Origin of the sequence: Nocardioides baculatus (genome assembly GCF_016735675.1) — a bacterium.
Classification (GTDB): Bacteria; Actinomycetota; Actinomycetes; order Propionibacteriales; family Nocardioidaceae; genus Nocardioides; species Nocardioides baculatus.
In genome coordinates, this window is record NZ_JAERSG010000003.1 from 645527 (window position 1) to 670595 (window position 25069).

Below are 25069 nucleotides of genomic sequence, written 5' to 3' on the forward strand. Positions count from 1 at the left end.
GTCAGGCCGAAGATCTCTCTCCTTGGCGCATGCCGGTACCGGCGGCCAAGGTAACCAGTGCCTTGAGGTCGTCGGGCAGGTGCTCGCGCAGCGTCTCGACCTGAGCGGTGGTGAGCGGCATGACCCGCCGACGTTCGACCCGCGGCAGCCGAGTGCCTTCGCAGGGGTTCGCCATGATCCTGCGGTCGCGGATCGCCGACCGGAAGATCCCCGACACCACGCCGTGGATCACACCGACCGTCGCGGGCGCCAGCGGTTTGCGCTTGGCGGCCCGGTCCCCCGTGCCGAGGAGCTTGACCCACGCTTGCACCTCCGAGGGCAGGACGCTGCCGATCGGCCGGGCACCGAAGATCGGATAGACATGCCGCCTGAGCACGCCTTCGACGTACGCCTCGCTGGTGGGTCGATGCACCTGCGCGGCGCGCCACTGCTCGGCGTACTCCTTGAAGGTGATCTTGCCGGCGCGGGGATCGACGTACTGGCCGATGACGAGCGAGGTCGTCACCTCGTCGATCCACCGCTGGGCGTCGAGCTTCCGGGTGAAGTGCTTTGCGTGCTCCTGGCCGGCTTCGTCGCGGTAGCGCGCACGCCACCGGCCGTCCGGCCGCTTCTGGATGTTGGCCATGGCTCCTCGGAACGAGGTCGGTGAGCTGTCAGAGAGCGCCTTGCTGCTGACGGCGCTGCTCGCGGATGAACCGCCGTACGTCGCCGACCGTGGTGACGAGGTGGCGGCCGATCTTGAAGAACTCTGGCGCGAGGGGCGTCACTGCGCCCTGTGATGCACCGGTCCGAGGGCGAAGGGCGGCGACGCATCAGCTGGTGCGTTGGTCAGAGGGCCGTTAGTGGTCGAACCTCAAAGGTCAGCTGCCTGGACGCGCGCCGAACGCTGGAGGTTTGATCAGTGTTGGAAGTAGGGCCGTAGGCGTTCACGCAATGGCAGGTCGCACACGTAGACGTACGTTCCCAGCATTCCGCGCGTCAGCAGCACGGCGTAGATGTTCTCCACCAACCCGAGGATGTCCTCGTCGGTGAACGAGATCCCGCGTCGCGGCATGTTGTTCGCAGCGGTGGGGTCGAAGTAGTTCCGGCGGTCGAAACGGATTTCGCCACGGACTGCGTCGTAGCGCAGGTCCGGTCCGATGATGACGCCCGCGTAATTGAGGTCGTAGCCCTGGATGGTGTGGATGACACCCACTTCGTCGACCGAGCCCGGTGAGTTGACCCAATCCACGTCGGTGCCGTTCCAGCGCACCCGGACGCCGTCGATGTCGATGTCGTAGGCCGCCTTGTCCTTTCGACTGATCCATGGCCAGGCGAAGCCTGCGACCAAGCGCGCGAGTCCGACCTCCCGATCACGTTGCAGGATCAGTCGGCGCATCTGGCCCAAGTCATCGAAGAAGCGAAGGTCGTACCCGGCAAATCGTCGCGGCGCTGGCGGGATGTCGCTCAGTACGCCACGTACATAGCCGACGTAGTCCTCTCCAGCCTGGACGCGCATCTGCGAGGTCAGTCGGTAGCGGCGATGCGACGCGTCGCTCGTTGTCGTTAAGGCATCGAGCGCACGGCTCGGGACGTCGCCGGTGTGGATGCTCTGCGCGGAATCCAACAGGTAGATCTGGTGTGTGCTCATGGCCTTCACCCAATCGAGCTGGGTGAGGTCGGGGTCATCGCGTCCGAACAGCTTCACATTGATGTCGGAGAACATCTTGTACAAGGGCCCGGCCGGCTGGTTCCCACTCTGCCGGAGGCGGTGGGCCTCATCGACGATGAGGAGATCGAATCGTTCCCTGCTGTTGCCCATCTCGAACGGAGACATCGCCATCGGTGCGCTGAGCCCTGGGGTGCGCTTGAAGACGCGCTGGATCGTCTTTCGCAATGACATCTGCGGGACGACGAACCCGATCCGAAAGTTGTGGAGGAGCTCCGGGTAGCCCTCTGCGAAGAACTCGGCGAGCGGCGACTCTGATTCGACCTGCTGTTTTGAATCAGACGCCCTGATGTCGCTGAGCAGCTTCATCAGGTAGACGGCCACAACGGTCTTGCCGGTGCCCGGCTCACCTTGCACCACGATCTGGCTGGGCCTTCCGGCTTCGACGTCGTCAAACAGCCCCTCGAGGATGTCGAGGACGACGATCTCCTGGTCATCGGTGAGTGCCTTGAACGGCGACAACTTGAACAGGTCGGAGTTTTCGATCTCCGGGAGCGAACGGCTGAAGAGACCGTCGCGGCGCAGCTCTTCGAAGATGTCGGCGAAGACTTTTTGATACTCCTCGCGACCGTAGTAGTCACGATCGGAGATGCCGACGTTGCGGTTGGTGACTTGGTACGTCCCATCGCCGGAGAGCCTCTGGATCAGGAATGCTTCCAGATCTAGACACACGGACTTGTTGAACGTCGAGTCGAGCACGACACGGGCGCCCTTAAGGTGCCGCTTGTCCTTCGATGCGAGATGCTGGCGGAAACGATTGGCGACACCCAGCGACTCGCCGACATAGATCTGGTCATCACCGTCGAGCGCGTACACGACGGGCCAGTTGCGAAAGCGCGGGTCGAGTCCCATCCACGCCTCTATCTGAGTAGCCGCGAACGGCCCCTTCTCAATCCGGAAGCCGGTCATACTTCGTGCTTCGGCCAGCGGCCTTCTCGATCGGATACTTCCTCTTCGTCTCTTCCAGCTTCGCCAGCACGATTCCGTTGGGGTCGACCCCCAACTTGTCGCTGAGGAGCAAGCAGTAGGTCATCACGTCGGCGAGCTCGGCCACTGTCCTGTCGAGGTCGCTGGCATCCGACCACTGAAAACACTCGAGCAGCTCCCCGGCCTCGATGGAGATCGACTTGGCGAGGTTCGATGGACTGTGGAACTGATCCCAGTCCCGCTCGGCAACGAATGCGCGCAGCTGTGTCATCACTAGGTCAGCAGGCATGACCGCAGACTAATCGCACCCTCAGACCAGGCAGTGCCGTTTGCTTCAGACGCAACCGCTGGTCTCCGGCCGGCAGACAAGAGCCCCGGCCCTCCCAGGGTCGGGGCTCTTGTCTTTGGGTCGACCTAGGCGCAGACGGCGAACGCGTACACGTCCACAGCGACTGGGTTGTCGCTGTTGTTGATGACCGTTCGCCATCCCGTCGTCGGAGACGGTGCCGCCGGACCGCTGGACGCCGGGATGGCGACACTCGCAAAGTAGCCGCCGCCGGTGATCTTCTTACCTGCCGGGCAATACGCGTCGGCGTAGCCGATGTCGTAGGCCGCAACGGTGACGGTCGGCCCCTGCACGATCGCCTGGCTGGCGCTTGCACTCGCACCGGCGGGGCCCGTCATACCGGTCACCCCGGCAGGGCCGGCAGGACCGACTAGCTTGGCGCGCTCGCTTGCCTTGAAGTCCTTCAGGGTCAACGTCCCGTTCTTCACCTTCCCCGTGGTGATTGCACTGTCCTTGATCTGATTGGTGGTAATCAGTCCAGCGGCGACCGCAGTGCCACTCCCGGAGAGTGCCGCGACCGCGATCACCGCGCCGGCGATGCCAACGGCCTTCTTGTTGATGCGCATACCTGTCCTTCGGTCCTGTGTGAATGAGACATAGGTGAAGCTCAGTTGACTTCCCCCAACGATGGCCGCGAACGGATGCCGCGACGCGCGGGCCATCGTGTCAGGGCAACCCTGCGCATGAGGCCGAATCGCGAACTCCGCGGAGAACCCACCCGTGGGGGTGCAAGCGCGCGCAAACGTATGACTGGACGCACTGGCCGAACGTAACGTCGGCCTATGCGTCGAATTACTCTTCTTGCCCTTTCCGGCCTCCTGGGCCCGCTAGCATTCGCGCCGGCGGCACACGCCGCAAGCGAAGTGAGTGTGAGCATGCCGGGAGGCGTGCTGTTCGACAGCTGCGGTGACTACGACTTCACGTATGCGGCCGCGCTGCCCGCTGGATACACCAGCTACTGGAACATGGATCTGCAGCTTTTTGCGCCAGACGGTAACGAGACCTCCGGCGCGTACGTCTACGGCTCGGCCGCAAGCGGAACCGACTCGTTCTCCTTGTGCGACTCCCCGAACCTGGCCGGCACCTACCGAGTCCAAGGCACTGGCGAGGCGTGTGACCCTGACTACGACTGCGTGCCTATCACCGCTGCACCGGCCCTCGTGACGTTCCGATTGCCGATGACCAAGACGACTCTGAAGGCCGTACCCAAGTCGCCAGCCAAGGGACAGGTGGTTCGTTTCAACGTGACGGCAAAGGACGAGCGGCCGGCTGGCTACTTCGGCACCTCGTATGCCTCAGTTCGCTTGCAGTCTCGTCGACCCGGCGGCTCGTGGCGCACGATCAGCAAGACGTCGACGGACGACTCAGGGTCAGTGACCCTGCCGGCACGGTATCGAGGCCAGAGAGTGGCTGTGCGCGCGGTGACACGGTCCAGCAGCGACCTCACTGGATCGGTGTCCCGCACCATCTGGATCGGCTAGCACGTCCTAGGTGCTCGACGAGGTCCGACCGGGCTGACAAGCCGCACCCCGCGGGCTGCAGAACTCGGCCTACAGGCCGACCCACTCCCCGTCAGCCGTCGACCTGCGCGAGCGGGGCGGGAGCGGCCACTGGTCGTTCCGTCCGGTGCTTGCGCCGGAGGAACGGCTGCTCGACCCAGCGCCACGAGATCACGGCGAGGCCCAGTCCGAACGCGAGGATGATCGGGAGCCGCCACCACCACTGCAGCTGGGGGTGCTGCAGGTCGAGGTAGAAGACCACCGGGCAGTGGTAGAGGTAGATGCCGTACGAGCGTCTGCCGAGCCAGCCCAGCCACGACCAGGACAGCGGCCCACCGTCTCGGGCCAGCGCTCCGACGGCGACCATCCAGAGGCCCCCGACGAGGCTCGCAAGTCCGGTCACGAGGTAGAAGGACGCTCCCTCGGCCGTGCCGCCGACCAGGATGACGAGGGCGGCGGGCACCGCCCACCAGCCCGACCAGATCGGCGTACGACGGCCGACGAGCGCGACCGCCAGCAGTCCCCCGCCGAGCAGTGCGTCGACGTGCATCTGGGTGCCGTACGACAGCATCGCGGGGTCGCCGTCCGACCAGGTGGCCAGGCGTACGGCCAGCGATGCGGCCACTCCCCCGACGGCGACGAGGCACAGCACACGGGTGGACACCCGGGCGAGCAGCACCAGGAGCGCCGGCCACAGCAGGTAGAACTGCTCCTCGACGGACAGCGACCACGTCCCTGCGAGACCGCCCAGACCGTCGTCGACGAGCCGCCAGTTGCCGACGTAGAGCAGGACCGCCAGCACGTCGCGCCACTGCGCGAACCACCCGCCCACGACCATGCCGACCACGACCACGAGCGCGGTGCTCGCCACCAGGGCAGGCAGGAGCCGCAGTGCCCGGCGGCGGTAGAAGTCGCGGAAGTCCAGGCGCCCCGTGTCCCGCAGCTCCTGGACGACCAAGGCCGTGATGAGGAAGCCGGAGAGGCAGAAGAAGAGCCGTACGCCGGTCTGGCCGGCTCCCACGGTGCGCGGCAGGTGGGCGTGTCCGGCGATCACGAGGAGGATCGCGCCGCCGCGCACGCCGTCGAGCGGCGCACGCCACCGGAGGCGCCATGGCTGGCGTTGCAGCGACTCGGCCACACGGTCCACCCCACGACGCTACGGTCGGGACACCGCCACCCTCGTCACCTTTTCGCGGTAGAATGGCGCGGACGTCAGGCCGGGGTCCGGCTTCCCGACGTCGCGCGGCGTGGTTGCGGAACCGTGATCTCGCCGCTGTCGTCGAGCTCCTTGAGCATCGCCACGGCCTCCAGCTGAGTGCGAGCCCCGAGCTTGGCCCGCATCGCCTTCACGTGGCTGCGGACCGTCCCGCGGGCGACCCCCATGACCTCACCCACCTCGTCCACGCCGCGTCCCGACGCCAGCAGGTCGAGCACGCGTCGCTGCTGCGGCGAGAGGGAGTCGAGGAGGAGGCGCAGGCGCTGGCGCCGGTCGTCGGCCGACTGCCAGGCGTCCCGGAGCGCCGCGCGCACCTGCGGGCTCATGGGCGACCTGCCGGCGACGAAGTGCTCGACCAGTGCGCCGAAGTCGGACACCGAGCGCACCGACGAGACGACGTCGAACGTGTCGGCCTCGAGCAGCTCGCCCCACGGGACGAGCCCGGGCGCGGGCGTCGCGACCAGGACCCCGACCACACCCGCCTCCACGATGCGGCTCACCTCGTCCACGACACTGCTGTGCTCGCTGCCCTCGAGGATCACCACCAGGTGGTGCGGCAGCTGCGGATCGCGGTCGTCGGGGTCGCGCTCGCGCACCGCCGCCTCCCACGACCGAACCTCCGCCAGCATCCCCACCGATCGGAGCCCCGCCGCGACCGCCTCGGCGACCAGCAGGTAGGGCGAGACGACGCAGACAGGCACGGGTCCGGCCACCACGCCTCCTCGCCACTGCGCCCCCGGTCGACTGTCGAGAGCACACGCTGACGCCCGCGGAGGTCGTGATGGACGGGGTTTGGGGAACGTGCACCGAATTGGGGAAGCCGCATCGCGCGTCAACAGTTTTCGTCACGGCTCACCGAACCGCGAGGCGGTGCGCTCACGCTCAGCCCGGGGAGCGTGAGACACGAACGCGCAGGTTCCTTGACGTCGACTTGACGCCCGCTGCTGCTGGGCTGCCATCAACCGGTTCAGACCACGTGTGCCCCATTCTGGGTAGACCCACACAATCGATGGACACGTCGACCGATCTGGAACCAATCTCGGATAGGGCACGACGAAGCACGCGGCCCTTTGGGGCACGGGGATTTCCTGGGGGGGAAATAAGATGGGTGAGGGGTTCTACGCACGCACGCAACGACATCACGGGATGGGTGCGGGCATCGTCGCGGTGGCATCGTTCGCCGCGTTGACATCGGCAGCATGGACCGTCGAGCAGAGGGCGTCGCACTCGGCCGCCGAGGGCGTGGTGAGCGGCGTCTTCGTCGCAGGCGCTGTCATCGCAGCCACCTGCGGGTGGCGCAGGCTCGGCAGGGCGCGCTGGGGGCTCGCGTCCGCGGTGGGGGCGATGCTCGCGGCCCAGGCGGTCCTGGTGGGCCTGCCCGCCATCGCCCTGCCACCGCCGAGGAGCGCGCCGGTGCTCGTCACCCTCGCGGTTCTCGGACTGGTCGGCGTGGCCCTCGTGCTCGTCGCCCTGTACGAGGTGTGGGACGAGCGGCACCTCGCGGACGACAGCTTCGCGATCGGCATCGGCATGGGCCAGCTCGCGGCTGCCCACCTGTCGTTGCTCGTCCCCCTGGCAGTGCCGGTCCGTCCTGTTGCGGTGGCCATGGTCTGCCTCGTCGCAGCGACGCACCTCGCCGTGGTCGCGATCGTGGTCGCGGTCGTCGCGGTCCCGCGGCGCACCTCGACCCTGCTCACCGTGACGGCTGTGCTCGTGTGCGCGGTGCTCGTGCTTCGGCTCGTCCCGGCGTCCGACGCGGACGGGATGGTCCTCGTCGGCCTGGCAGCCGCCGGCGCCGCCTGGATCGGCGCGGCGTGGTCAGCGGTGCAGCGTGCCTCGGAGCGCAGCTCCCAGCGCACGCGCGAGGAGATCCACCACACGGTCGAGGCGAGCACGCGCGACATGCGCGAGCGGATGCACGAGCTGCGCAGCACCGTCGCCGGGCTTGTCAACGGCTCCGAGATGCTCGACAACCCCGCAGTCCCGGTCGACGTGCGCTCGCACCTGCTGGGGTCGGTGCGCAGTGAGCTGGAGCGCATGCAACGACTGCTCTCCACGCAGGAGGAGGCCGCGACCACCGTCGACGTGGCCGACGCGCTCAGCCCGGTGCTCGACATGCAGCGGTCGAAGGGACGTCGGGTGGAGATGCAGGGCTGCGGAGGCCTGGTGGAAGGACGCCAGGACGCGTTGGCCGAGGTGATCAACATCCTGCTGGACAACGCCGCCACGCACGGAGGGTGCGACACGAGTCGCGTGGACGTCGCCCCCGGCAAGGACGGCACGGTGGACATCTCGGTCACCGACGACGGCACCGGGGTGCCCCCCGAGCTGCGCGAGCGGATCTTCGACTGGGGCGACCGGCGTGACGACTCCCCCGGGGAAGGTATCGGGCTGAATCTCGCCCAGCGCCTGGTCGCCCGGGACGGCGGCACGCTTCAGCTCGTCGACGCACCCGCCGAGGCCGGGTCGAGATTCGTCATCTCGCTCCCGGCGCCCCGACAGTCGGTGGAGAACATCTCGGAAGGCGACACCCATGTCGCACAGCGCCGCCAGGGCTGACCACCGCGTCCTGATCATCGACGACCACGTGCTCTTCGCCGAGTCGCTGGAGCTCGCACTGTCGCTCGAGGGCTACGACGCGCGACGCCTCGAGCTGCCCGACGAGGGCGGTTCGATGGCGACGGTCCGTTCCCTGGCTCTCCGGGCCAACCCGCGGACCGTGCTCCTCGACCTCGACCTCGGCAGGTTCGGTGACGGCGTCAACCTGATCGGGCCGCTCGCCCAGGCCGGTGCCAACGTCGTCGTGCTGACAGCGTCCGAGGACCGCGGACGCTGGGGCGGCTGCATGCGACTCGGTGCACGCAAGGTCCTGCCCAAGAGCGGCGCGCTGCAGCAGGCCCTGGCCACGGTGCGGCGCCTGCACCAGGGGCTTCCGGTCATCAAGCGCGAGGAGCTCGAGGAGCTGCTCGACGCGTGGATGCAGGACCGCAGGACCAACGACGACCTCCGGCGCCGGCTCGACCTCCTCACCCCGAGGGAACGACAGGTGCTCGGCGCGCTCATCGAGGGCCGGACGGTGCGAGCCATCTCCGAGGAGAGCGTGGTGTCCGAGGCGACGGTCCGCACCCAGGTCAAGTCGATCCTCGGCAAGCTCGAGGTGTCCTCGCAGCTGGCCGCCGTCGGCATGGCCAACCAGGTCGGCTGGAAGCGCGGCGCATGAGCACCGCCGACGGTCGCGGCCGGGCGCGGGACGGCGGACGCTGATGTGCGGCGTCGGCGGCATCCGCGTGTTCGCCGCTGGGCCGGTCCCGGTCGAGGCGCTCCACGAGATGACCCGGGTGATGGAGCACCGGGGTCCGGACGAGAGCGCCGTCTGGGTCGGCGACGACATCGGGCTCGCCCACACGCGCCTGCCGATCATCGACGTCGAGCACTCCCACCAGCCGATGCAGTCCGCCGACGGCCGGTGGGTGCTGGCCTTCAACGGCGAGATCTTCAACCACGCGGCCCTGCGCGCCCACCTGGACTACCCCTTCCGCACGTCCGGTGACACCGAGGTCGTGGTCGCCGGACTGGCCGTCGAGGGGATCAGCTTCGTCGAGCGCCTCGAGGGACAGTTCGCGTTCGTCGCGCACGACCTGCGCACCGACACCACCCACCTGGTCCGCGACCGGCTGGGCGTCCTGCCGCTGCACTACCGGCACGTGCCGGGCGGCATCGCCTTCGGCTCCGAGGCGAAGGTCCTGCTCGCCGTCGGACCGCGTCCCGAGGTGGACCACCGCAGCCTCCACGCCTACCTGGGGTCGCGTTCGGTGCCGGCCCCCGACACCCTCTTCGAGGGCGTGAAGAAGGTACGACCCGCCCACCGGCTCGCGATCATGCCCGGCGGCCACGTCGAGGAGGCCCACTACTGGTCGCCGCCCGAGTGCGACCGCGAGGGCACGTGGAGCCCGCAGGACGCCGTCGAAGCGGTCGGGGACGGCATCCGTGAGGCCGTCCGGGCCGCCCTCGTCGCGGACGTGCCGGTCGGCGCCTACCTGTCGGGAGGCCTCGACAGCAGCCTGATCGTCGCGCACGTACGACAGGTCGTCGGGGACGAGCCGGTGCACACGTTCTCGGCCGGCTTCGGCGACCACCCGCAGGACGAGCTGCCGTGGGCGCGCCGCGTCAGCGCCCTCCTCGGCACGCGTCACCACGAGGTCGTCCTCGACGCAGGCGACTTCGAACGGCTGTGGGGACGGCTGACCTGGCACCGGGACGCCCCGATCTCGGAGGCCTCTGACGTCGCGGTGTACGGACTGGCCCGGGCCGCCCGCGAGCACGTCCGCGTCGTGCTGTCCGGCGAGGGCGGCGACGAGCTGTTCGCCGGTTATCCCAAGTACCGCTTCGCGCAGCTCGCGGAGCACGCCACCCGACTGCCCGCCGGGCTCCGGACCGGTCTGGCCGGGCCGGTCGAACGGCGCCTGGGGCGGCACGCCCGCGCCCGCACGGCCCTGCGCGCGATCGCTGCCGGGGACGTCGCGGAGCAGCACGACACCTGGTTCGCCCCGTTCACCGGTGAGGAACGGCGGCGACTCCTCGGGACAGCGCCACCAGCGGACCGGCGAGCGGCCCCGGCGAGCGGGGTCGACGCCGTCGACCGGATGCTGCGCCACGACCTGCGCCAGTGGCTGCCCGACAACCTCCTCGAGCGGGGTGACCGCATGTCCATGGCGGCCTCGCTCGAGCTGCGCCCGCCGCTGCTCGACCACCACCTGGTCGAGCTCGCGTTCCGCCTGCCGACCTCGGTGAAGGTGCGGTCGGGCACGACGAAGTGGGTGCTGCGCGAGGTCGCACGTCCGCTGCTACCCCCCGAGGTGGTCGACCGCCCCAAGGTCGGCTTCCGCGTCCCGCTTGACTCCTGGTTCCGCTCGGGGCTGCGCGACACCGCCCGCGACCGGCTCACGGGGTCGGGCTCGTGGGTCGCCCAGACCCTCGACGGCGCGGCCGTGCGCGACCTCCTCGACCGTCACGAGCGCGGCGCCAACGAGGAGATCCGGCTGTGGACGCTGCTGTGCCTCGAGATGTGGCACGAGTGCTTCTTCGGCTCGACGCCCGTGGTGCCGGGCCCTCGGGGCGACCACATTCCCACCCGGCCGGCGACCCACCCCTGACTGTCCCCGCCACCACCACCGGCGTGCGGTAGCGGTCACGACGGCCCAGGTGGGGGCTCCTGGGCCGTCGCGCCTTGGCTCGCGCCGGTCGAACGGGGTTGGGGGCCCCGTTGGTGTGTGTGCAACCGCCACGGGCGGTTGCACAGCAAGTGCACCTCCCAAGGCGAGCCATCGGTGACGAGCACCACCTTCGAGAGTAGGTGGCGCACGCGGCTGTGCCCATCCCGCCGACTGGGTATCTGTCCAGCGGCCGCGCACGGCTTTCGTCCATATGCGGCATGCCCGGGCACCGGCTCGTACCTAGGCTCGCTGCAGGCGCGGCAGCGGGGTGTCCGCGGCATCCACCGGGCGGTGTGGGGAGGAAGCGGAGCGATGACGGCACAGGTGTCGGTGGGCGACGTCACGCCCCGCACCGCAGTGCCGGACGTCGTGGTCCCGACGCCCAGGCTCCCCCGGCCACGCGGCCCCCGCCTCGAGGAGGGTGCACCGTCACCCACTGGTCCGCCCCCGTCCTCCGGACGGTCTGCCCGCTCGCGCGCCGTCCGCGTCGGCCGGCGGGCGATGGCCGTCGACTGGACCATCGCTCTCGTCCTCGGGACCGCGGGCGCAGCGTCCGGCGTCGTCCCTCCGGCGGCGGCAGCAGGTGCCCTCGCCTGGCCCCTCGTCCTGCTCGCGTCCGGGCTCTACCGGCGCCAGGGGCTCGGCGAGGGCCGCGCGTGGCAGGTACGCCGCGTGGTCGGCACGGGCGTACGGCTCTCGGTGGTCGTGCTCGCGGCCGCCCCGCTCGTCCCGTCGCTCGACGTGGTTCCGCTCGTCGGGCTGGTCGCCGTCCTGAGTGCGGCCAGTGCGCTGCACGACCTGGTCGGGCCCGGTCGACCTCGACTCGTCCTCGCCGGGCACCCGCGCGACGTCGCCGAGGCGCTGCGAGAGCTGGAGGCGGCCGACAACCACCGGGTCGTCGCCGCCTGCCTCACGCGCCCGTCGAAGGTGGACCTCGGGGAGGTCCCGACCTACGTCGGTCTCCGCGACGCGGCGAGCATCGCCGAGGAGCACGCGGCCGATGCGTTCGTGGTGCTCCCGGGCTCGAGGCTGGCACCGGCGCAGGTCCGTCGCATGCACTGGGCCCTCGCAGCGGTCGGCACCGAGCTCTGCGTCAGCACCGGGCTCCTCGACGTGACCCCCGACCGGACCCGTTTCCTGACCACGGGCGGGCTCCACCTCGTGCACGTGGCTCCGGCCGCGCTCCGCGGGCCACGGCGCTGGGTGAAGGAGGTGGTCGAGCGGTGCGCCGCCACCGTGGGCCTCGCCCTGGCCCTGCCCGCGCTGCTGGCGGTCGGGGCGGCGGTACGCCTCCAGTCGCCGGGGCCCGCGCTCTACCGGCAGGTGCGCGTCGGACGCGACGGCCAGGTCTTCACGATGTACAAGTTCCGGTCCATGACGGTCTCGGCGGAGCACGAGCGCACCTCGCTCGCGTGCGCCAACGACGTCGACGGCGTGCTCTTCAAGATGTACGAGGACCCGCGCGTGACCTCGCTCGGCCGATGGCTGCGACGGTGGAGCATCGACGAGCTCCCCCAGCTCTGGAACGTCGTGCGAGGTGACATGTCGCTCGTCGGACCGCGGCCGGCGCTGCCCGAGGAGGTGGCGCGCTACGACGTCGACCCGACGCGCCGCCTGGTGGTCAAGCCGGGTCTCACGGGGCTGTGGCAGGTCTCCGGGCGCTCGGACCTGTCGTGGGCCCAGGCGGTCCGGCTCGACGTCAGGTACGTCGACAACTGGTCGTTGCGACTCGACGCGCAGATCCTCCTGCGCACGGTCCGGGCAGTCCTGGGGCACCGCGGTGCCTACTGACATCGAGGTCGACGTCGAGGTCGAGGTCAAGCAATGGAGGTGACCCGCACCGGGATCCCCGGCCTCCTCGTGTTCACGCCCAGCCCGCACCCGGACCCCCGCGGGATGTTCTCGCGGACCTTCGACGCCGAGGTGGCGTCGGGTGCCGGCATCGACCCGCACGCGTTCGTGCAGGACAGCCTCTCGCGCTCCCACCGGGGCGTCGTCCGAGGTCTGCACGTCCGGGTCGGTGACGGCGAGAACAAGCTGGTGCGGTGCTCGTCCGGCGCCGTCCTCGACGTGGTGGTGGACCTGCGACCGGGCTCGCCGTCCTACCTGCGCTGGGAGACCTTCGACCTCACCGGCGACAACCAGGTGTCCGTCTACGTGCCCGCGGGGTGCGCCCACGGCTTCCAGGCGCTCAGCGAGCCTGCCGACACCAGCTACCGGATCGACCGCCCGCACGACCCGGCGGACGACCTCACGATCGCCCACGACGACCCCGGGCTGGCGATCCCCTGGCGGCTGCCGGTCACGCTCCAGTCCGACGCAGACCGCGACGCCCCCCGGCTCGCGGACGTGCGCGATCGCCTCGGCGAGATCCGTCCCTGGACCGGTCACCAACATTGAGTAGGTGCCGTCCGTGCCGTCCCGTCCGCACGGCACAGCACGTGTGATGGACCCATGACTTCGCAGGACGCGACCTCCCTGACCGTCGCGGTCTTCGGTCTCGGCTACGTCGGGACGGTGACCGCCGCTGGACTCGCCGCGAGCGGCCACCGCGTCGTCGGCGTCGACGTCGATCCACACAAGGTGGAGCAGGTCCGCGCCGGTCGCAGTCCCGTCGTCGAGCGAGGGGTGGAGGAGCTGCTCACCGACGCCGTCGCGCGCGGGCTGCTGACCGCGACCACCTACCCGGTCGAGGCGATGGAGCGCGCCGACGTCTCGCTCCTGTGCGTCGGTACGCCGTCGGGTGCCCACGGCGAGACCGACCTCACCTACGTCCGACGTGCCGTGGACGACGTACGCGCTGCGATGGACGTCGCGACGCCCCCGGCCTCGGGCCACCACTCGGTCGTGGTCCGCAGCACCGTGCCGCCCGGCACGGTCAGCGAGGTGGTCGCGCCCCACTTCTCGGGCCCGCTCCCGCGGGGCTGGTCGGTCGGCACCGCGATGGTGCCGGAGTTCCTGCGTGAGGGCACCGGCGTCGACGACTTCTACGACCCCCCGTTCGTCGTGGTGGGCACCGACAGCGCACCCACCCTGGCCGCCATGGCCGACCTCTTCGCCTTCCTCGACGTCCGGACCCGGCCGGTCGCCGTCGGGACGGCCGAGGGCCTGAAGTACGCGTGCAACGCCTTCCACGCCGCGAAGATCTCGTTCGCCAACGAGATGGGCCGCGTGCTCTCGCCCCACGGCGTCGACGTGCGCGAGGTGATGGCCGTGTTCTGTGAGGACCGCAAGCTCAACCTCTCGCCCGCCTACCTGCGTCCCGGTTTCGCGTACGGCGGCTCGTGCCTGCCCAAGGACCTGCGCTCGCTGCAGCACCTGGCCCGCTTCGAGGGCCGGGACGTCCCGCTGCTCCTCGGCACCGAGCAGACCAACGAGCTGGTCATCCGGCAGGTCGTCGACTGGGTGATCGCGCAGGACTGCCGGCGCGTGGCCCTGCTGGGCCTCAGCTTCAAGAGCGACACCGACGACCTGCGGGAGAGCCCCAACGTCGAGCTCGCCGAGCGGCTGATCGGCAAGGGCTTCGACCTGACCGTCTACGACCCGATCATCAACCCCGACCGGCTGGTCGGCGCCAACCGCCGGCACGTGCAGGCCCGGCTCCCCCACCTCGACCGGCTGCTCGCCTGCACCCCCGAGGCCGCGCTCGACGGCGCGGAGGTCGTGCTGGTCGCGCACTCGGACCCGGAGCTCGCGAGCGCGCTGGTCGCGGCCGCGCCACGGGCCGTGCTCGACCTCAACGGCCGGCTCGGCGCGGAGGTCGAGGCCCTCCCGGGCTACGAGGGGATCGCGTGGTGACGGCCGCCCCGGCCGACCGGGCACCCCGTGTGCTCATCATCATCCAGAACCTGCACGTGCCCTTCGACCGGCGCGTGTGGCTCGAGTGCCAGTCGCTGCGGCGGGCCGGCTACGACGTCACCGTGGTCTGCCCGGCGGGGCCTGACTCGCGCCCGTTCGAGGTCATCGACGGGGTCGAGGTCCACACCTACCGATCACGGCCGTCGTCCGGGGGCGCGCGGGGCTACGTCGTGGAGTACGCCCACTCGTTCCTGGCCACCGCCCGCCTGGTGGCGAAGGCCCGGCGCCGCGGCCGCATCGACGTGCTGCAGGCCTGCAACCCGCCGGACATCTTCTGGCCGATAGCCCGGTGGCTGCGGATGCGCGACGGGACCCGCTTCGTCTTCGACCACCACGACCTGTGCCCCGAGCTGTTCCGCTCGCGCTTCAACGGGACCGACGGCCCGGCCCTGCGCGGCCTGATGGCGCTCGAGCGGGCGACGTTCCGGACCGCCGACGCGGTCACCTCGACCAATGCGTCCTACGCCCGCGTCGCCACTGAGCGTGGTGGGAAGCCGTCGGAGGCCGTGACCGTCGTCCGTACGGGCCCCGACCCGGAGCGGCTGCGCCGAGGTCCGGAGGACCCCGCGTGGCGCGGCGGGCGCACGCACCTGGTGGCCTACCTCGGGGTGATGGGACCGCAGGACGGGGTCGACCTGGCGATCGACGCCGCGGCGCACGTCGTGCACGAGATGGGTCGCGACGACGTCACCTTCGTCCTCATGGGGGGCGGCGACTGCTTCGAGGAGCTCGTGCAGCGACGGGACCGGCTGGGGCTGCGCGACCACGTCGTGATGACCGGTCGCGTCCCCGACGAGACGGTCCTGTCGGTGCTGTCGTCGGCCGACGTGGGGCTGAGCCCGGACCCGCGCAACCCGCTCAACGAGGTGTCGACGATGAACAAGACCATGGAGTACATGGCCTTCGAGCTGCCCGTGGTGGCCTTCGACCTCGTGGAGACCCGGGTCTCGGCCGGGGAGTCCGCGGTCTACGCCGACGGCGACGACGTGGTGTCCTACGCGCACGCGCTCGTGGCCCTGCTCGACGACCCGGAGGCGCGGTCCCGGATGGGCCGGGCAGGTCGTCGGCGCGTGCTGGACGAGCTCGCGTGGAAGCACCAGGAGGCGCCGTACGTCGGCGTGTTCGACCGGCTCGTCGGGATCGAGCGCACCCCGGTGGTGATCCCGGCGCCGCGGGCGGCGGCCGACGCCTCAGTAGTCGATGCGCTTGTTGCCTCGCCAGGTGACGCCTGAGCGGTGGCAGCCGTCGGAGGGTCCGTACTCCCCGACCTTGGGCCCGTAGACCTCGCTGAACCGGTTGTCCACGACCGAGAAGTTCCGCGGCCGGGCGATCGGGCAGTAGAGCGTGTAGGACCCGCCGGCGAGCAGGTTGCGCTGGACCGAGCTGTGGATGACCGACGTGTAGTCGGGCTGGCCGCCGAAGGTCACCGCGGAGCTGCCGTTGCAGTTCGCGTCGCTCGGGTAGGAGCAGCCCGGCGAGAAGGCGTGGAAGACGTTGTGCTTCAGCCGCACGCTGCGCCCCACGAGCACCTGGGTGCCGTCGGTGTGCGGGTCACCCTCGATCGCGTTGTAGAGGTCGTGGACGTAGCTGTCCTTCACGGTGACGAAGCTGTCCAGGCTGAAGCCGTTCTCGCAGTGGGTGACCTCGACGCGCAGGATGCGCAGGTTGCGGTCGCCGAACCCGGACTCGCCGGGGCCGTTGGGGCACCGGATCTCGCTGTCCTTGACGAGGGTGCGCGGCCAGCGGCCCGCCCGGCTCCTGCCGAGGCTCGGCACCGCCGTGCAGCCGGTCAACGACCGCTCGGTCGAGGACTCGCTCGTGCGGCAGTAGCGGGCCTGGCCCTCGATGTGCACGCAGCCCGCACGCGAGTTCTGGATGGTGACGTCGAGGGCGGTGACGACGATGCAGCCGCTGACGTCCCAGCCGTCGACCACGGCACCGCGGGTGGACACCGTCCGGTCGCCGGAGTAGCTGGTCAGCGCCGTGCCGGACGGTACGCCGGTCGAGGCCGGTCCCGGCCAGCAGCCGCCCCATGCATCAGGGCCTCCCGGCTCCCCCCGAGGGCCCGTGCAGGCCCGGGCGGCCGAGCGGGACTGGCCCGCTGAGCCTGCCCCGACCGCGGCGGACGCCTGCGCGCCCGGCTGCGGACCGTCGCCCGGCAGGCCCACCGACGGCGACAGACCGAGCAGGAGGACGACGGACAGGGCAGCCTTCACCAGAAGTGCCATCCGTCCATCGTGGTCGCCCCGGACGTGGTCGACAACCCGGGCGGGCGCCCCCAAATGAGGTAAAAACACCCGCTCACCCGCTCAGCACGGCGGTCTTGAACCGCTCGTAGCGAGCGCTCCAGTCGTGCTCGGCGCGGAACGCGTCGAGCTCCTCGGCGCTCGGCTCCGGCATCTCGGACGCGGCGCGCACCGCCGGGGCGTAGGGACCGCCGGGCGGCACGAGCAGGACCCGGTCGGAGACGCCACGCACCGGCGGGAGGTCGGTGGACACGGTCGGCCTGCCGGCGGCGAGGTACTCGTAGAGCTTCAGCGGGCTCATCGCCTCGGTCAGCGGCGACCTGACGTGCGGGAGCAGGCACACGCGCGACGCACGGATCATCGCCAGCACCTCGCCCCGCGGGTGCCATCCGCGCACCACCACGTTGTCCAGCGGGGCGAGCTCGTCGACGACGCCGGGATCGGCGACCGGACCCACCAGGACGATCGTCCACTCCCGCCCGAGCTCGCGTGCACAGGCCGCGAGGGCGGCGGTGTCGACGCGACGCTCGAGCGAGCCGACCCACAGCGCGACCGGACCTTCCAGGGCGCGGAACCAGTCGGGGGCGGGGGTGTCGTCGTCGAGCTGCGAGACGTCCACCCCGTTGGGCACCACGGTCGACCGTCCGGCGCCGATGCGGTCGGCGATCGTGCGCGAGACGGTGATGACGTTCACGTCGCGCCGGGCCATCTCGTCGTAGCTCCACCGGATCGCTCCGCCGGCCGCGGCGAAGAGCCCGTCGTCCTCGGTGGCCCAGTCGTCCCAGCCGAAGTAGACGACGTCGCGCCAGGCCGCCGGATCAGCGACCGCCGCGAGCACGGGATGGCACGCGACCAGCACCGAGCCCGGCGGTGCGGTGCGGCGGATCCGTCGCTCGAGGCGCCGGTAGGCGGGCAGCATGTCCGGACCGACCGGGTCGCCCCGCGACCATCGGCCCGGCCGGGTCAGCCGGCGCGCGACTCCCGGAGGGAAGCACCCGTCGAGGTCGGGGTGAGGCGCCAGCGTCCGGAGCCAGTTGCGGAACGGGTCGACGACGGTCACCGACTCGACCTCGACGTCGTCGACGAGTCGTTTGACGATCGCCTGCCCGGACCTGAAGTGCCCGTCGGCGTGCCCGTCGGCCCACGTCCGGTACGTCAGCACGGCCACCACGCTGTCGCCCACGGCCTACCCCCAGGAGCCCTGCATGTCGCGCAGGCTCCGGGCCCGGACGAGCGCGGACCGGACCCAGCGCGCGGTCAGCAGGAGGTAGGCGACACCGCCGGCCAGCCCGCCCGCCACCAGGGTGGTCCACGGCCGGGTGCCCATTCCTCCGGCGGCCACCGCCACCAGCCCGGCGGCCACGGCCGCGGCCGCGGGGAGTGCCGACGTCAGGAACACACGACCGGCGCGCTCCCCCACCAGCGGACGTACGAGCGCGAGGTGCGCCGGCACCACGACGACGAGCATGACCGCGAGGTTGGCGACCACGACGGCGCGCACGTCCTGCCCCGAGGCCCACCACACGGCCGGCACCTGCACCGCGAGCCAGGCCACCTGCACGAGCAGGTAGCGCCGGGTCAGGCCACCCGCGACCGCCACGTCGACGCAGAGCTTGCAGAGGATCTCCCCCAGCTTGCAGAAGGTGAGGACCTGGAGGACGACCACCGCGCCCGCCCACCGGCTGCCGTAGAGCGTCTCCACGAGCGACGGCGCGAGGACGGCGAGCAGCACGCAGACCGGCAGGAACGCCCACATCATGAGCTCGACGCACCGGGCGAAGACCTGCCGCACCAACGGCGGGTCGTCCCTGATCTGCGCGAAGAGCGGCAGCCCGACGTTGAGCAGGACGGGCAGGAACAGCCCCACCGGCCAGGCCGCGACGTTCTCACCCAACGTGAACAGGCCCACCCCGCTCGCGCCGACCGACCGACCGATGAAGAAGACGTTGACGCCCGCGACCACGGTGCCGACGAGCGTCGCGCCCACCAGCGGAAGGCCCAGGCGCACGATGTCCCTCGCGACGTCGGCCCGGAACCCCGGCAGGTAGCGCCGGGTCACCACGAGCTGCAGCCCGACCACCACCACGACCTGGCCGACCACCCGCGACCAGACGAGTGCCATCGCGCCGTGTCCCTCCAGCGCCAGCCAGACCATCACCCCCGTCGACACGGCGAAGGCGACGAGCTCGATCGCCGACTGCACGGCCATCCGGAAGTCCCGCCGCAGCTGGGCGGTGGGGATGCAGGCCGGGGCGCCGAGCAGCACGCACAGTGCCAGGACGCGCATCGCGCCATCGGCCTGCGGGGTGCCGAACGCGGAGGCGATCGGCGCCGCGAGGAGGAAGAGCGCGAGCGCGAGGATCGAGTAGCTGGTGAGCGCCAGCGTGAGCGCCGTCGGGGCCACGCAGTCGAAGTCCTGCTTCGACGCCCGCAGCAACGCGGAGTGGATCCCGAGCTCGGCGACCTGCCCGATCAGGGTGAGCACGACGATGGCCACGGCGTAGACGCCGAAGTGCTCGGGCACGAGCAACCGCGCGGCCACGATGCCCGAGACGAGTCCGCCTGCCCGCAGGACGACGACCCCGGCGGAGCTCCACATCGCGCCGCGCACCACGCGCCCGCCGAGGCTGTTGCTCCCGGTGCGGACACCGGTCGACGGCGTCACTGTGCCCCGGAGGTCCGCAGGCCGACCGGTCCACCGACCGTCCGCTGGAGCTTCGCCGTGCCGCGCCGGATCTTGTTCCTCTTGCGTCGGGCGTAGAGGCGCAGGACCTCCTGCCGCGCCCTGCGGCGCTGGCCGGGGTCGAGGGTGGAGCGACCGACCCAGTCGAGGAGCTCGCGTGCCTGGATCAGGTCAGCGGCGTGCTGGTGCCACGCCGGGACACCCAGCAGCCTGGTCAACCCGGCCGGGTCCACCTCCGTCCGCTCGCGTCGCGCGAGGGGTGCAGCGACGTGGCCCCACGGTCCGGCCAGCGCGAGGCGCGCAGCGAACACCTCGTCCTCGCGCAGGATGTTGCGCCGCGGCAGCACCGCGACCTCCCGTCGCATCATCGCGTAGAGCGGGTCGAGGAGGGCGAAGCCGCTGGTCAGCAGTCGCAGCATCTCGGCGAACCGGGTGACCGGGTCCGGCGAGTCCAGGGGCGTCGGGTCGTAAGCCGTCGAGGTGGTGACGACGCCGGCCTCGTCGACGTACGTCATCTGGGTCGTGACGAGCACCCGGCGCCGGTCCTCGGCGAAGGCGGCGAGGGTCCGCGACACGTAGTCCGGCTCCAGCGCGTCCGCGTCGCCCAGCCACCGCACGAAGGCGCCGTTCGACGCCTCGGCGACACCCCGGAAGTTGTTGAGCAGCCCGACGTTGGCGGGATGCCTGAGGTAGGACACACGCGGGTCCCGGCGGGCGAGGCCGCGGCACAGCTCCTCGGTGCCGTCCGTCGAGGCGTTGTCGCCGATCACCACCTCGAGGTGCGGGTAGTCCTGGGCGAGCGCCGACTCCAGCACCGGGCCGAGGGTCCCGGCACCGTTGCGGACGGGACAGGCGATGGTGACGAGGGGGCGGTCGTCACGCACCGGGTTCCTCGACCCGCTCGAGCCAGATCTCGCGCCACCAGCAGACGTACTCCCGGGGGCAGTTCGCGGTGAAGGCACCCTCGCAGACGATGTCCTCGAGGATGATGCACGGCGACTTCATGACCAGCATCCGCCCGGAGCGCTCGTCGATGCACTGCGTCGCCCGCGCCTTCACCCGCGCCGTCCGTCCGCAGAACCGCGACATCTCGGCCTCGAAGCCCATCCCGCGGTTGAGCAGGTCCCCGTCGAGCGTCGCCATGATCTCCTCGCGCGACTTGATGCGCACGAGCTCACCGGGCCGCAGGCCGAGCTCCTCGGTCGGGGTGCGGCCGTGGGTGACCCCGCCCTCCAGGAACCGCCACTGGAGCCCCTTCCGGATGCGCAGGTAGGGCGGCAGCACCCGGGTGCTGACCCCCTGGTAGCGGTTGAACACGGCCACCGCGAACGCCTTGGTGACCTCCGGTGCGCTCGCGTTGCCGGAGGCGACGTCGTCGGCGTACTGGCCGAGGCGCTTGAGCGGGAGCGCCTCGGGGGTGGCGCGCAGCATCTCGGTGCCCTGGCAGGACCAGCGGGTCGCGCCGTCCTCGAACGGCTCCCGCGTCGTGTTGGCCTCCAGCAGCGGCAGGAGCCTGCGATGACCGGGACCGTCCGGCTCCGGCTCCGGGTCCGGCTCGGCGGCGGCGTCCGCCGGGTCGACCCGCCTGACCCAGGCGTCCTTCCAGTACAGCTGGCACCGGGTCTGGCAGCCGCCGTGGGCGGACCCGTCGCACCGGCACGCCGTCAGGTGCACCGCGCGGGACATCCGGCGCATCCCCGAGTGGCCGATGTAGTCGCACGCCTTGAGGGCCACCTTGTGGACCGTCATCCGCCGGCCGCACCAGGCCGTCATCTCGGGCATGAACGGGAGGCCGTCGAGCTCGCCCGCCTCGTCCAGCGTGGCGAGGATCTCCTCGGCGCTGAGCACCTCCACGACGTCGCCCACCCGCAGGCTCGTCCGGTTCCTCCGCAGTGTGTCCACGGTCTGCATGCCGCGACGCTAGATCGGCTCCCGGCGCCCCCTCACGCGCCCGGACGGGCCTCCCCTAAATGGGGGATCAGTCGGCCGCACCCCCTGCCCGCCCGACCTCCGAACCGAGACTTCACGGGAGGAGCGCAGGAAGGCAGACGGGGGCAGGTAGGTCGTATGGAGTTCTGGGTCACGCTCGCCGGCATCGTGCGCCGCAAGCGGGTGGTCATCCGCGCCCTGGCCGTCGCGATCACGCTCGGCGCGCTCGCCTACGCGCTCACCCCGCCGACGTACGTCGCCCGCACCACGATGGTGCTGACCCTGACGCCGTTCGGTGGCTCGGAGTCACGCGACCCCAAGGTGCCGACCGACCTCACCAACCCGATGCTCAACTTCAACGACAGCCTCACCACGACGTCGGCCATCCTCATCAACGCGATGAACATCGAGGACGTCGCCGAGCAGCTCGACGCGACGGGTTCCACCCACCTCGTCGTCGACGACGGTCGCTCGAACCCCGACCTGCTCGGCCTCAACGGGCCGTTCCTGCACATCCGGGTCGACAGCGAGTCGCGCTCGACGGCCGCCCGCGTGGCGCAGGAGGCGCAGGCGCTCATGCGCGAGAAGCTCGAGGACTGGCAGGTCGAGCTCGACGCACCGCAGTCCACCTACATCCGGCTCGTGGACGTGGTGCCCCCCGGTGCGCCCGAGATCGACCGCGGCGGGCAGGTCAAGACGGCCGCCCTCGCCACCGTGCTCGGTGGCGCGTCGAGCATCGTCATCGCCTACTTCGCCCACCAGCTCCGGTCCCGCCGGCGGGCCGAGGAGGGCGACGAGGAGCTCACCCTCGAGAGCCTCGCCACGTGGGAGCCCGACGTCGACCCGGAGCCCGATCCCGAGCCCGATCCCGAGCCCGAGCCCCGTCGCGGCCGCGACCGGGTGCTGGTGCCGGACGTCCCCCGCGCGGAGGACGACCCGACCGGGACGCCCGCGCTCAGTCCCTCCCCCTGGAAGAAGAAGGGCACGGCCAGGCGCACCCGCGGGGGCAGGTGACGACGCGCGATGGGGTCCTGGCAGGTCGCGGTGCTCCTGGTGCGCCGCTGGTACGTCACGCTGGGGGCGTTCCTGGCCACGATCGGGGTGTCCGCGCTCGTCTACGCCTCGCTCCCCGCGCAGTACCAGACGGGCAGCGTGATGGTGGTGACCACGTCGCTCACCGGGCGCAGCGAGGAGCCGCCGAGCCAGGAGCCCGACCTCACCAACCCGCTGCTCAACTTCGAGAACGACGTCAACCTCTCGACGGCGATCCTCATCGAGCAGCTCAACAGCCCGGGGGTGGCCGAGGCGCTCGGGGCACCCGCCGGCTCGACGACGACGTACGTCGTGAGTGACGGCAACACCAACGCCGAGCTCCTCCAGTCGGGTCCGCTCCTGTTCGTGCAGGGCAACGGCCCGACGCCCGAGGCCGCGCGGAGCATCACCGAGCGGGTCGACGCGATGGCGGCGCTCCTGCTCGAACGACGACAGCGCGACCTCGAGGCCCCACCGTCGACCTACCTCCGCACGAGCGAGATCGTGCCCCCCACCGCGGGCCTCCGGCTGACCCGGAGCCCGAGCCGGGCCGTCGTGGCGACCGGTGCCCTGGCGGCCGCGGCCGGGCTGGCGGCAGCCCTCGGCTTCGACCGCCTGGCAGCGGCACGTCGTCGCAGCGCGACGACGAGGACGGTCAGCGCCCCGGTCCTGGCCACGCCGCTTCCCGAGGGGGCGCGATGACGACGCTCCGCGAGCCGTCCACCGACGAGCACGTCCGGCCGCGTGCGCCCCGCACGGCCGACGCCACCACCCTCATCGCCCTCTTCGTCGTCCTCCAGTTCGGCCTGCCCGCGACGCTGGTGCTCGACCACCTGCCGATGGCGTTGCGGGCCTCGACCATCGTGGCGCTCGGCCTCGGCGTGCTGTGGTTCTGCACGCAGATGACCACCACGCTCGGCGCGGCGAAGGGCAGCAACCCCGTCCGGACCGCCGTCTTCGTCTACGCCTGCGTGGTGCTGGCCGTCTACGGCAAGTCGAGCTTCACCTACCTCGACGGGGACGAACGGGCGAGCGGCGACCACGCGATGGTCATCGTGCTGTCGATGATCTGCCTGGCCCTGGCGATCTGCGACGGCGTCCGCAGCCGGGAGCGGATCGGCTTCCTGCTGCGCGTGATGGTCGTCGGAGCCTGCTGGGTCTCGTTCGTCGGGATCGTGCAGTACCTGTTCCTCTTCGACATCACCGGCTACCTCCAGCTCCCCGGCATGCAGTTCGGTGAGCGCTACGACCTCGTGCTGGTGCGCGAGGGCCTGCCGCGGGTGTCGGGCACGACCCAGCACCCCATCGAGTTCGGGGTCTTCAGCGCGATGATGCTGCCGCTCGCGCTGCACGTCGCGTTCACCGAGACGCGCGGGCGCCGGTGGCGCGGCGCCTGGTGGGGCTGCGTCGCCCTGATCGCGACCGGCCTGATGTTCTCCGCCTCCCGCTCGGCGATCCTGGCGCTCGCCTGCACCGGCATCGTGCTGTCCTTCGGGTGGACGGCACGTCGACGTCTGTGGACGGTCGCGGCAGGGCTGGTGTTCCTCGTCTTCATCAAGCTGATCTCCCCCGGCCTGCTCGGCGCGCTCGTCAGCCTGTTCCGCAACGCGGGCAACGACGACAGCGTGCGCTACCGCACCCACGACTACGACACGGCGCGCGAGGCGATCTCCGCCAATCCGCTGCTGGGTCGCGGCATCGGGACCTGGTACTCCCCCAAGCGGGTCGTCTTCGACAACCAGTACCTGCTCACCCTCGTCGACAGCGGCATCATCGGGCTGGCGGCCGTGCTCGGCATGGTGTTCGCCGCGATGTACTGCGTCCGGCGGGTCGTCGTGCTGAGCCGGGTGTCGCCCGCACCGGTGGGCACCACGAGCCGCGACCGCGACCTCGCGCTGTCCCTCGGTGCCTCCCTGGCCGCCATCCTCCCGACCTACGCCACCTTCGACTTCGCGGCCTTCTCGACCGTCAACTCGCTGATGTACCTCGTGGTGGGCGTGTCGGGGGCGCTGCTGAGGGTGGTCGCGACCGAGGTCGCGGGCGACCCCGTCGACGAGCACGCGGTCGGCTGAGGCCGGGAGGGAGGAGACCGATGGACGTCTGGAACGCCGTCGCCGTGCTCGTCAGGCGCTGGTACGTCGCGGTGCCGGTGCTCGTCCTCGGCCTGGGACTGGCCGGCGTCGCCTGGGCGACCGTCCCCGTGCAGTACGAGTCCCGCGCGGTGCTCGCCCTCACGACCCCGCGCGACGGCGGGACCCAGACGGCGCTCCTGCACAAGGGGTGGGTGTCCAACCCGCTGGCCAACTTCGACCGCACCCTCAACCTCACTGCCGGCATCGTCATCCGCGAGATCAACACGGCCTCGACGGCCGAGCGACTGGGGGTCACCGCTGGCGGCCCGACGACCTACGA

23 protein-coding genes are annotated in these 25069 nt (G+C 71.0%); 12 read left to right on the forward strand and 11 right to left on the reverse strand.

Features of this window, described 5'->3' with window-relative positions:
* Position 1: 1 nt before the first annotated feature.
* Positions 2 to 625, reverse strand: coding sequence for a tyrosine-type recombinase/integrase (locus JI751_RS12785; RefSeq protein WP_201936827.1), 624 nt, complete (start codon positions 623 to 625; stop codon positions 2 to 4).
* Here JI751_RS12785 and JI751_RS12790 point away from each other — a divergent pair.
* Positions 624 to 779, forward strand: coding sequence for a hypothetical protein (locus JI751_RS12790; RefSeq protein WP_201936829.1), 156 nt, complete (start codon positions 624 to 626; stop codon positions 777 to 779). The genes JI751_RS12785 and JI751_RS12790 overlap by 2 nt on opposite strands.
* A 119-nt stretch (positions 780 to 898) precedes the next feature.
* Here the strand turns inward: JI751_RS12790 and JI751_RS12795 are convergent, their stop codons facing one another.
* The 3 genes from JI751_RS12795 to JI751_RS12805 form a co-directional block, all read right to left on the reverse strand.
* Positions 899 to 2617: a DNA/RNA helicase domain-containing protein gene (locus tag JI751_RS12795; RefSeq protein ID WP_201936831.1), complete on the reverse strand. Its 1719-nt coding sequence runs from the start codon at positions 2615 to 2617 to the stop codon at positions 899 to 901.
* Positions 2598 to 2924, reverse strand: coding sequence for a nucleotide pyrophosphohydrolase (locus JI751_RS12800; protein WP_201936833.1), 327 nt, complete (start codon positions 2922 to 2924; stop codon positions 2598 to 2600). Before JI751_RS12800 ends, JI751_RS12795 begins: the two co-directional genes overlap by 20 nt.
* 125 nt (positions 2925 to 3049) lie before the next feature.
* Positions 3050 to 3547, reverse strand: coding sequence for a hypothetical protein (locus JI751_RS12805; RefSeq protein WP_201936835.1), 498 nt, complete (start codon positions 3545 to 3547; stop codon positions 3050 to 3052).
* 321 nt (positions 3548 to 3868) lie between these two features.
* Between JI751_RS12805 and JI751_RS12810 the strand changes: the two genes are divergently transcribed.
* Positions 3869 to 4462, forward strand: a complete 594-nt coding sequence (locus JI751_RS12810) for a hypothetical protein (RefSeq protein ID WP_201936837.1) — start codon at positions 3869 to 3871, stop codon at positions 4460 to 4462.
* Positions 4463 to 4553: 91 nt separating this feature from the next.
* Here the strand turns inward: JI751_RS12810 and JI751_RS12815 are convergent, their stop codons facing one another.
* Both JI751_RS12815 and JI751_RS21870 read right to left on the reverse strand, forming a co-directional pair.
* On the reverse strand, positions 4554 to 5627 hold the full coding sequence (locus JI751_RS12815; RefSeq protein ID WP_201936838.1) for an acyltransferase family protein: 1074 nt from the start codon (positions 5625 to 5627) through the stop codon (positions 4554 to 4556).
* A 65-nt stretch (positions 5628 to 5692) separates the two neighbouring features.
* Positions 5693 to 6409: a helix-turn-helix transcriptional regulator gene (locus tag JI751_RS21870; protein WP_201936840.1), complete on the reverse strand. Its 717-nt coding sequence runs from the start codon at positions 6407 to 6409 to the stop codon at positions 5693 to 5695.
* Positions 6410 to 6842: 433 nt separating this feature from the next.
* On the opposite strand from JI751_RS21870, the gene JI751_RS12825 reads away from it, so the two are divergent.
* The 7 genes from JI751_RS12825 to JI751_RS21875 all read left to right on the forward strand — a co-directional run bounded on the left by JI751_RS12825 (position 6843) and on the right by JI751_RS21875 (position 15999).
* Complete coding sequence (locus JI751_RS12825) at positions 6843 to 8255, forward strand: sensor histidine kinase (RefSeq protein WP_201936842.1); 1413 nt, start codon at positions 6843 to 6845, stop codon at positions 8253 to 8255.
* Complete coding sequence (locus JI751_RS12830) at positions 8230 to 8916, forward strand: LuxR C-terminal-related transcriptional regulator (RefSeq protein ID WP_201936845.1); 687 nt, start codon at positions 8230 to 8232, stop codon at positions 8914 to 8916. The genes JI751_RS12825 and JI751_RS12830 overlap by 26 nt, the downstream gene beginning before the upstream one ends.
* A gap of 43 nt (positions 8917 to 8959) precedes the next feature.
* Entirely contained in the window at positions 8960 to 10849 is a 1890-nt protein-coding gene (asnB, locus tag JI751_RS12835; protein WP_201936847.1) for an asparagine synthase (glutamine-hydrolyzing), read from the forward strand.
* A gap of 372 nt (positions 10850 to 11221) precedes the next feature.
* A complete protein-coding gene (locus JI751_RS12840; protein ID WP_201936855.1) occupies positions 11222 to 12700 on the forward strand; it encodes an exopolysaccharide biosynthesis polyprenyl glycosylphosphotransferase in 1479 nt (492 codons plus the stop codon).
* Positions 12701 to 12733: 33 nt separating this feature from the next.
* Positions 12734 to 13309, forward strand: coding sequence for a dTDP-4-dehydrorhamnose 3,5-epimerase family protein (locus tag JI751_RS12845; protein ID WP_201936857.1), 576 nt, complete (start codon positions 12734 to 12736; stop codon positions 13307 to 13309).
* Between the two features lie 54 nt (positions 13310 to 13363).
* Positions 13364 to 14707, forward strand: coding sequence for a nucleotide sugar dehydrogenase (locus tag JI751_RS12850; RefSeq protein WP_201936858.1), 1344 nt, complete (start codon positions 13364 to 13366; stop codon positions 14705 to 14707).
* Positions 14704 to 15999, forward strand: coding sequence for a glycosyltransferase family 4 protein (locus JI751_RS21875; RefSeq protein WP_201936861.1), 1296 nt, complete (start codon positions 14704 to 14706; stop codon positions 15997 to 15999). Before JI751_RS12850 ends, JI751_RS21875 begins: the two co-directional genes overlap by 4 nt.
* On the opposite strand, the gene JI751_RS12860 is transcribed toward JI751_RS21875, so the two are convergent.
* The 5 genes from JI751_RS12860 to JI751_RS12880 all read right to left on the reverse strand — a co-directional run bounded on the left by JI751_RS12860 (position 15958) and on the right by JI751_RS12880 (position 21607).
* Positions 15958 to 16995, reverse strand: coding sequence for a hypothetical protein (locus JI751_RS12860; RefSeq protein WP_201936863.1), 1038 nt, complete (start codon positions 16993 to 16995; stop codon positions 15958 to 15960). The genes JI751_RS21875 and JI751_RS12860 overlap by 42 nt on opposite strands.
* Before the next feature lie 73 nt (positions 16996 to 17068).
* Positions 17069 to 18196: a glycosyltransferase gene (locus JI751_RS21880; RefSeq protein WP_201936864.1), complete on the reverse strand. Its 1128-nt coding sequence runs from the start codon at positions 18194 to 18196 to the stop codon at positions 17069 to 17071.
* A gap of 3 nt (positions 18197 to 18199) precedes the next feature.
* The gene (locus JI751_RS12870) at positions 18200 to 19678 is read right to left on the reverse strand and encodes an oligosaccharide flippase family protein (RefSeq protein WP_201936866.1); all 1479 of its coding nucleotides are present in this window, start codon (positions 19676 to 19678) and stop codon (positions 18200 to 18202) included.
* Positions 19675 to 20580 (reverse strand): glycosyltransferase family 2 protein, encoded by a 906-nt coding sequence (locus JI751_RS21885; RefSeq protein WP_201936868.1) that lies wholly within the window; start codon positions 20578 to 20580, stop codon positions 19675 to 19677. Before JI751_RS21885 ends, JI751_RS12870 begins: the two co-directional genes overlap by 4 nt.
* Positions 20573 to 21607, reverse strand: a complete 1035-nt coding sequence (locus JI751_RS12880) for a hypothetical protein (RefSeq protein WP_201936870.1) — start codon at positions 21605 to 21607, stop codon at positions 20573 to 20575. Before JI751_RS12880 ends, JI751_RS21885 begins: the two co-directional genes overlap by 8 nt.
* Positions 21608 to 21763: 156 nt before the next feature.
* On the opposite strand from JI751_RS12880, the gene JI751_RS12885 reads away from it, so the two are divergent.
* From JI751_RS12885 to JI751_RS12895, 3 genes are read left to right on the forward strand one after another with little or no spacing between them, the layout of a single operon-like run.
* The gene (locus tag JI751_RS12885; RefSeq protein WP_201936871.1) at positions 21764 to 22639 is read left to right on the forward strand and encodes a hypothetical protein; all 876 of its coding nucleotides are present in this window, start codon (positions 21764 to 21766) and stop codon (positions 22637 to 22639) included.
* A 9-nt stretch (positions 22640 to 22648) separates the two neighbouring features.
* On the forward strand, positions 22649 to 23359 hold the full coding sequence (locus JI751_RS12890) for a hypothetical protein (RefSeq protein WP_201936872.1): 711 nt from the start codon (positions 22649 to 22651) through the stop codon (positions 23357 to 23359).
* Positions 23356 to 24729, forward strand: a complete 1374-nt coding sequence (locus tag JI751_RS12895) for an O-antigen ligase family protein (RefSeq protein WP_201936873.1) — start codon at positions 23356 to 23358, stop codon at positions 24727 to 24729. The genes JI751_RS12890 and JI751_RS12895 overlap by 4 nt, the downstream gene beginning before the upstream one ends.
* The last annotated feature ends 340 nt before the right edge of the window (positions 24730 to 25069 follow it).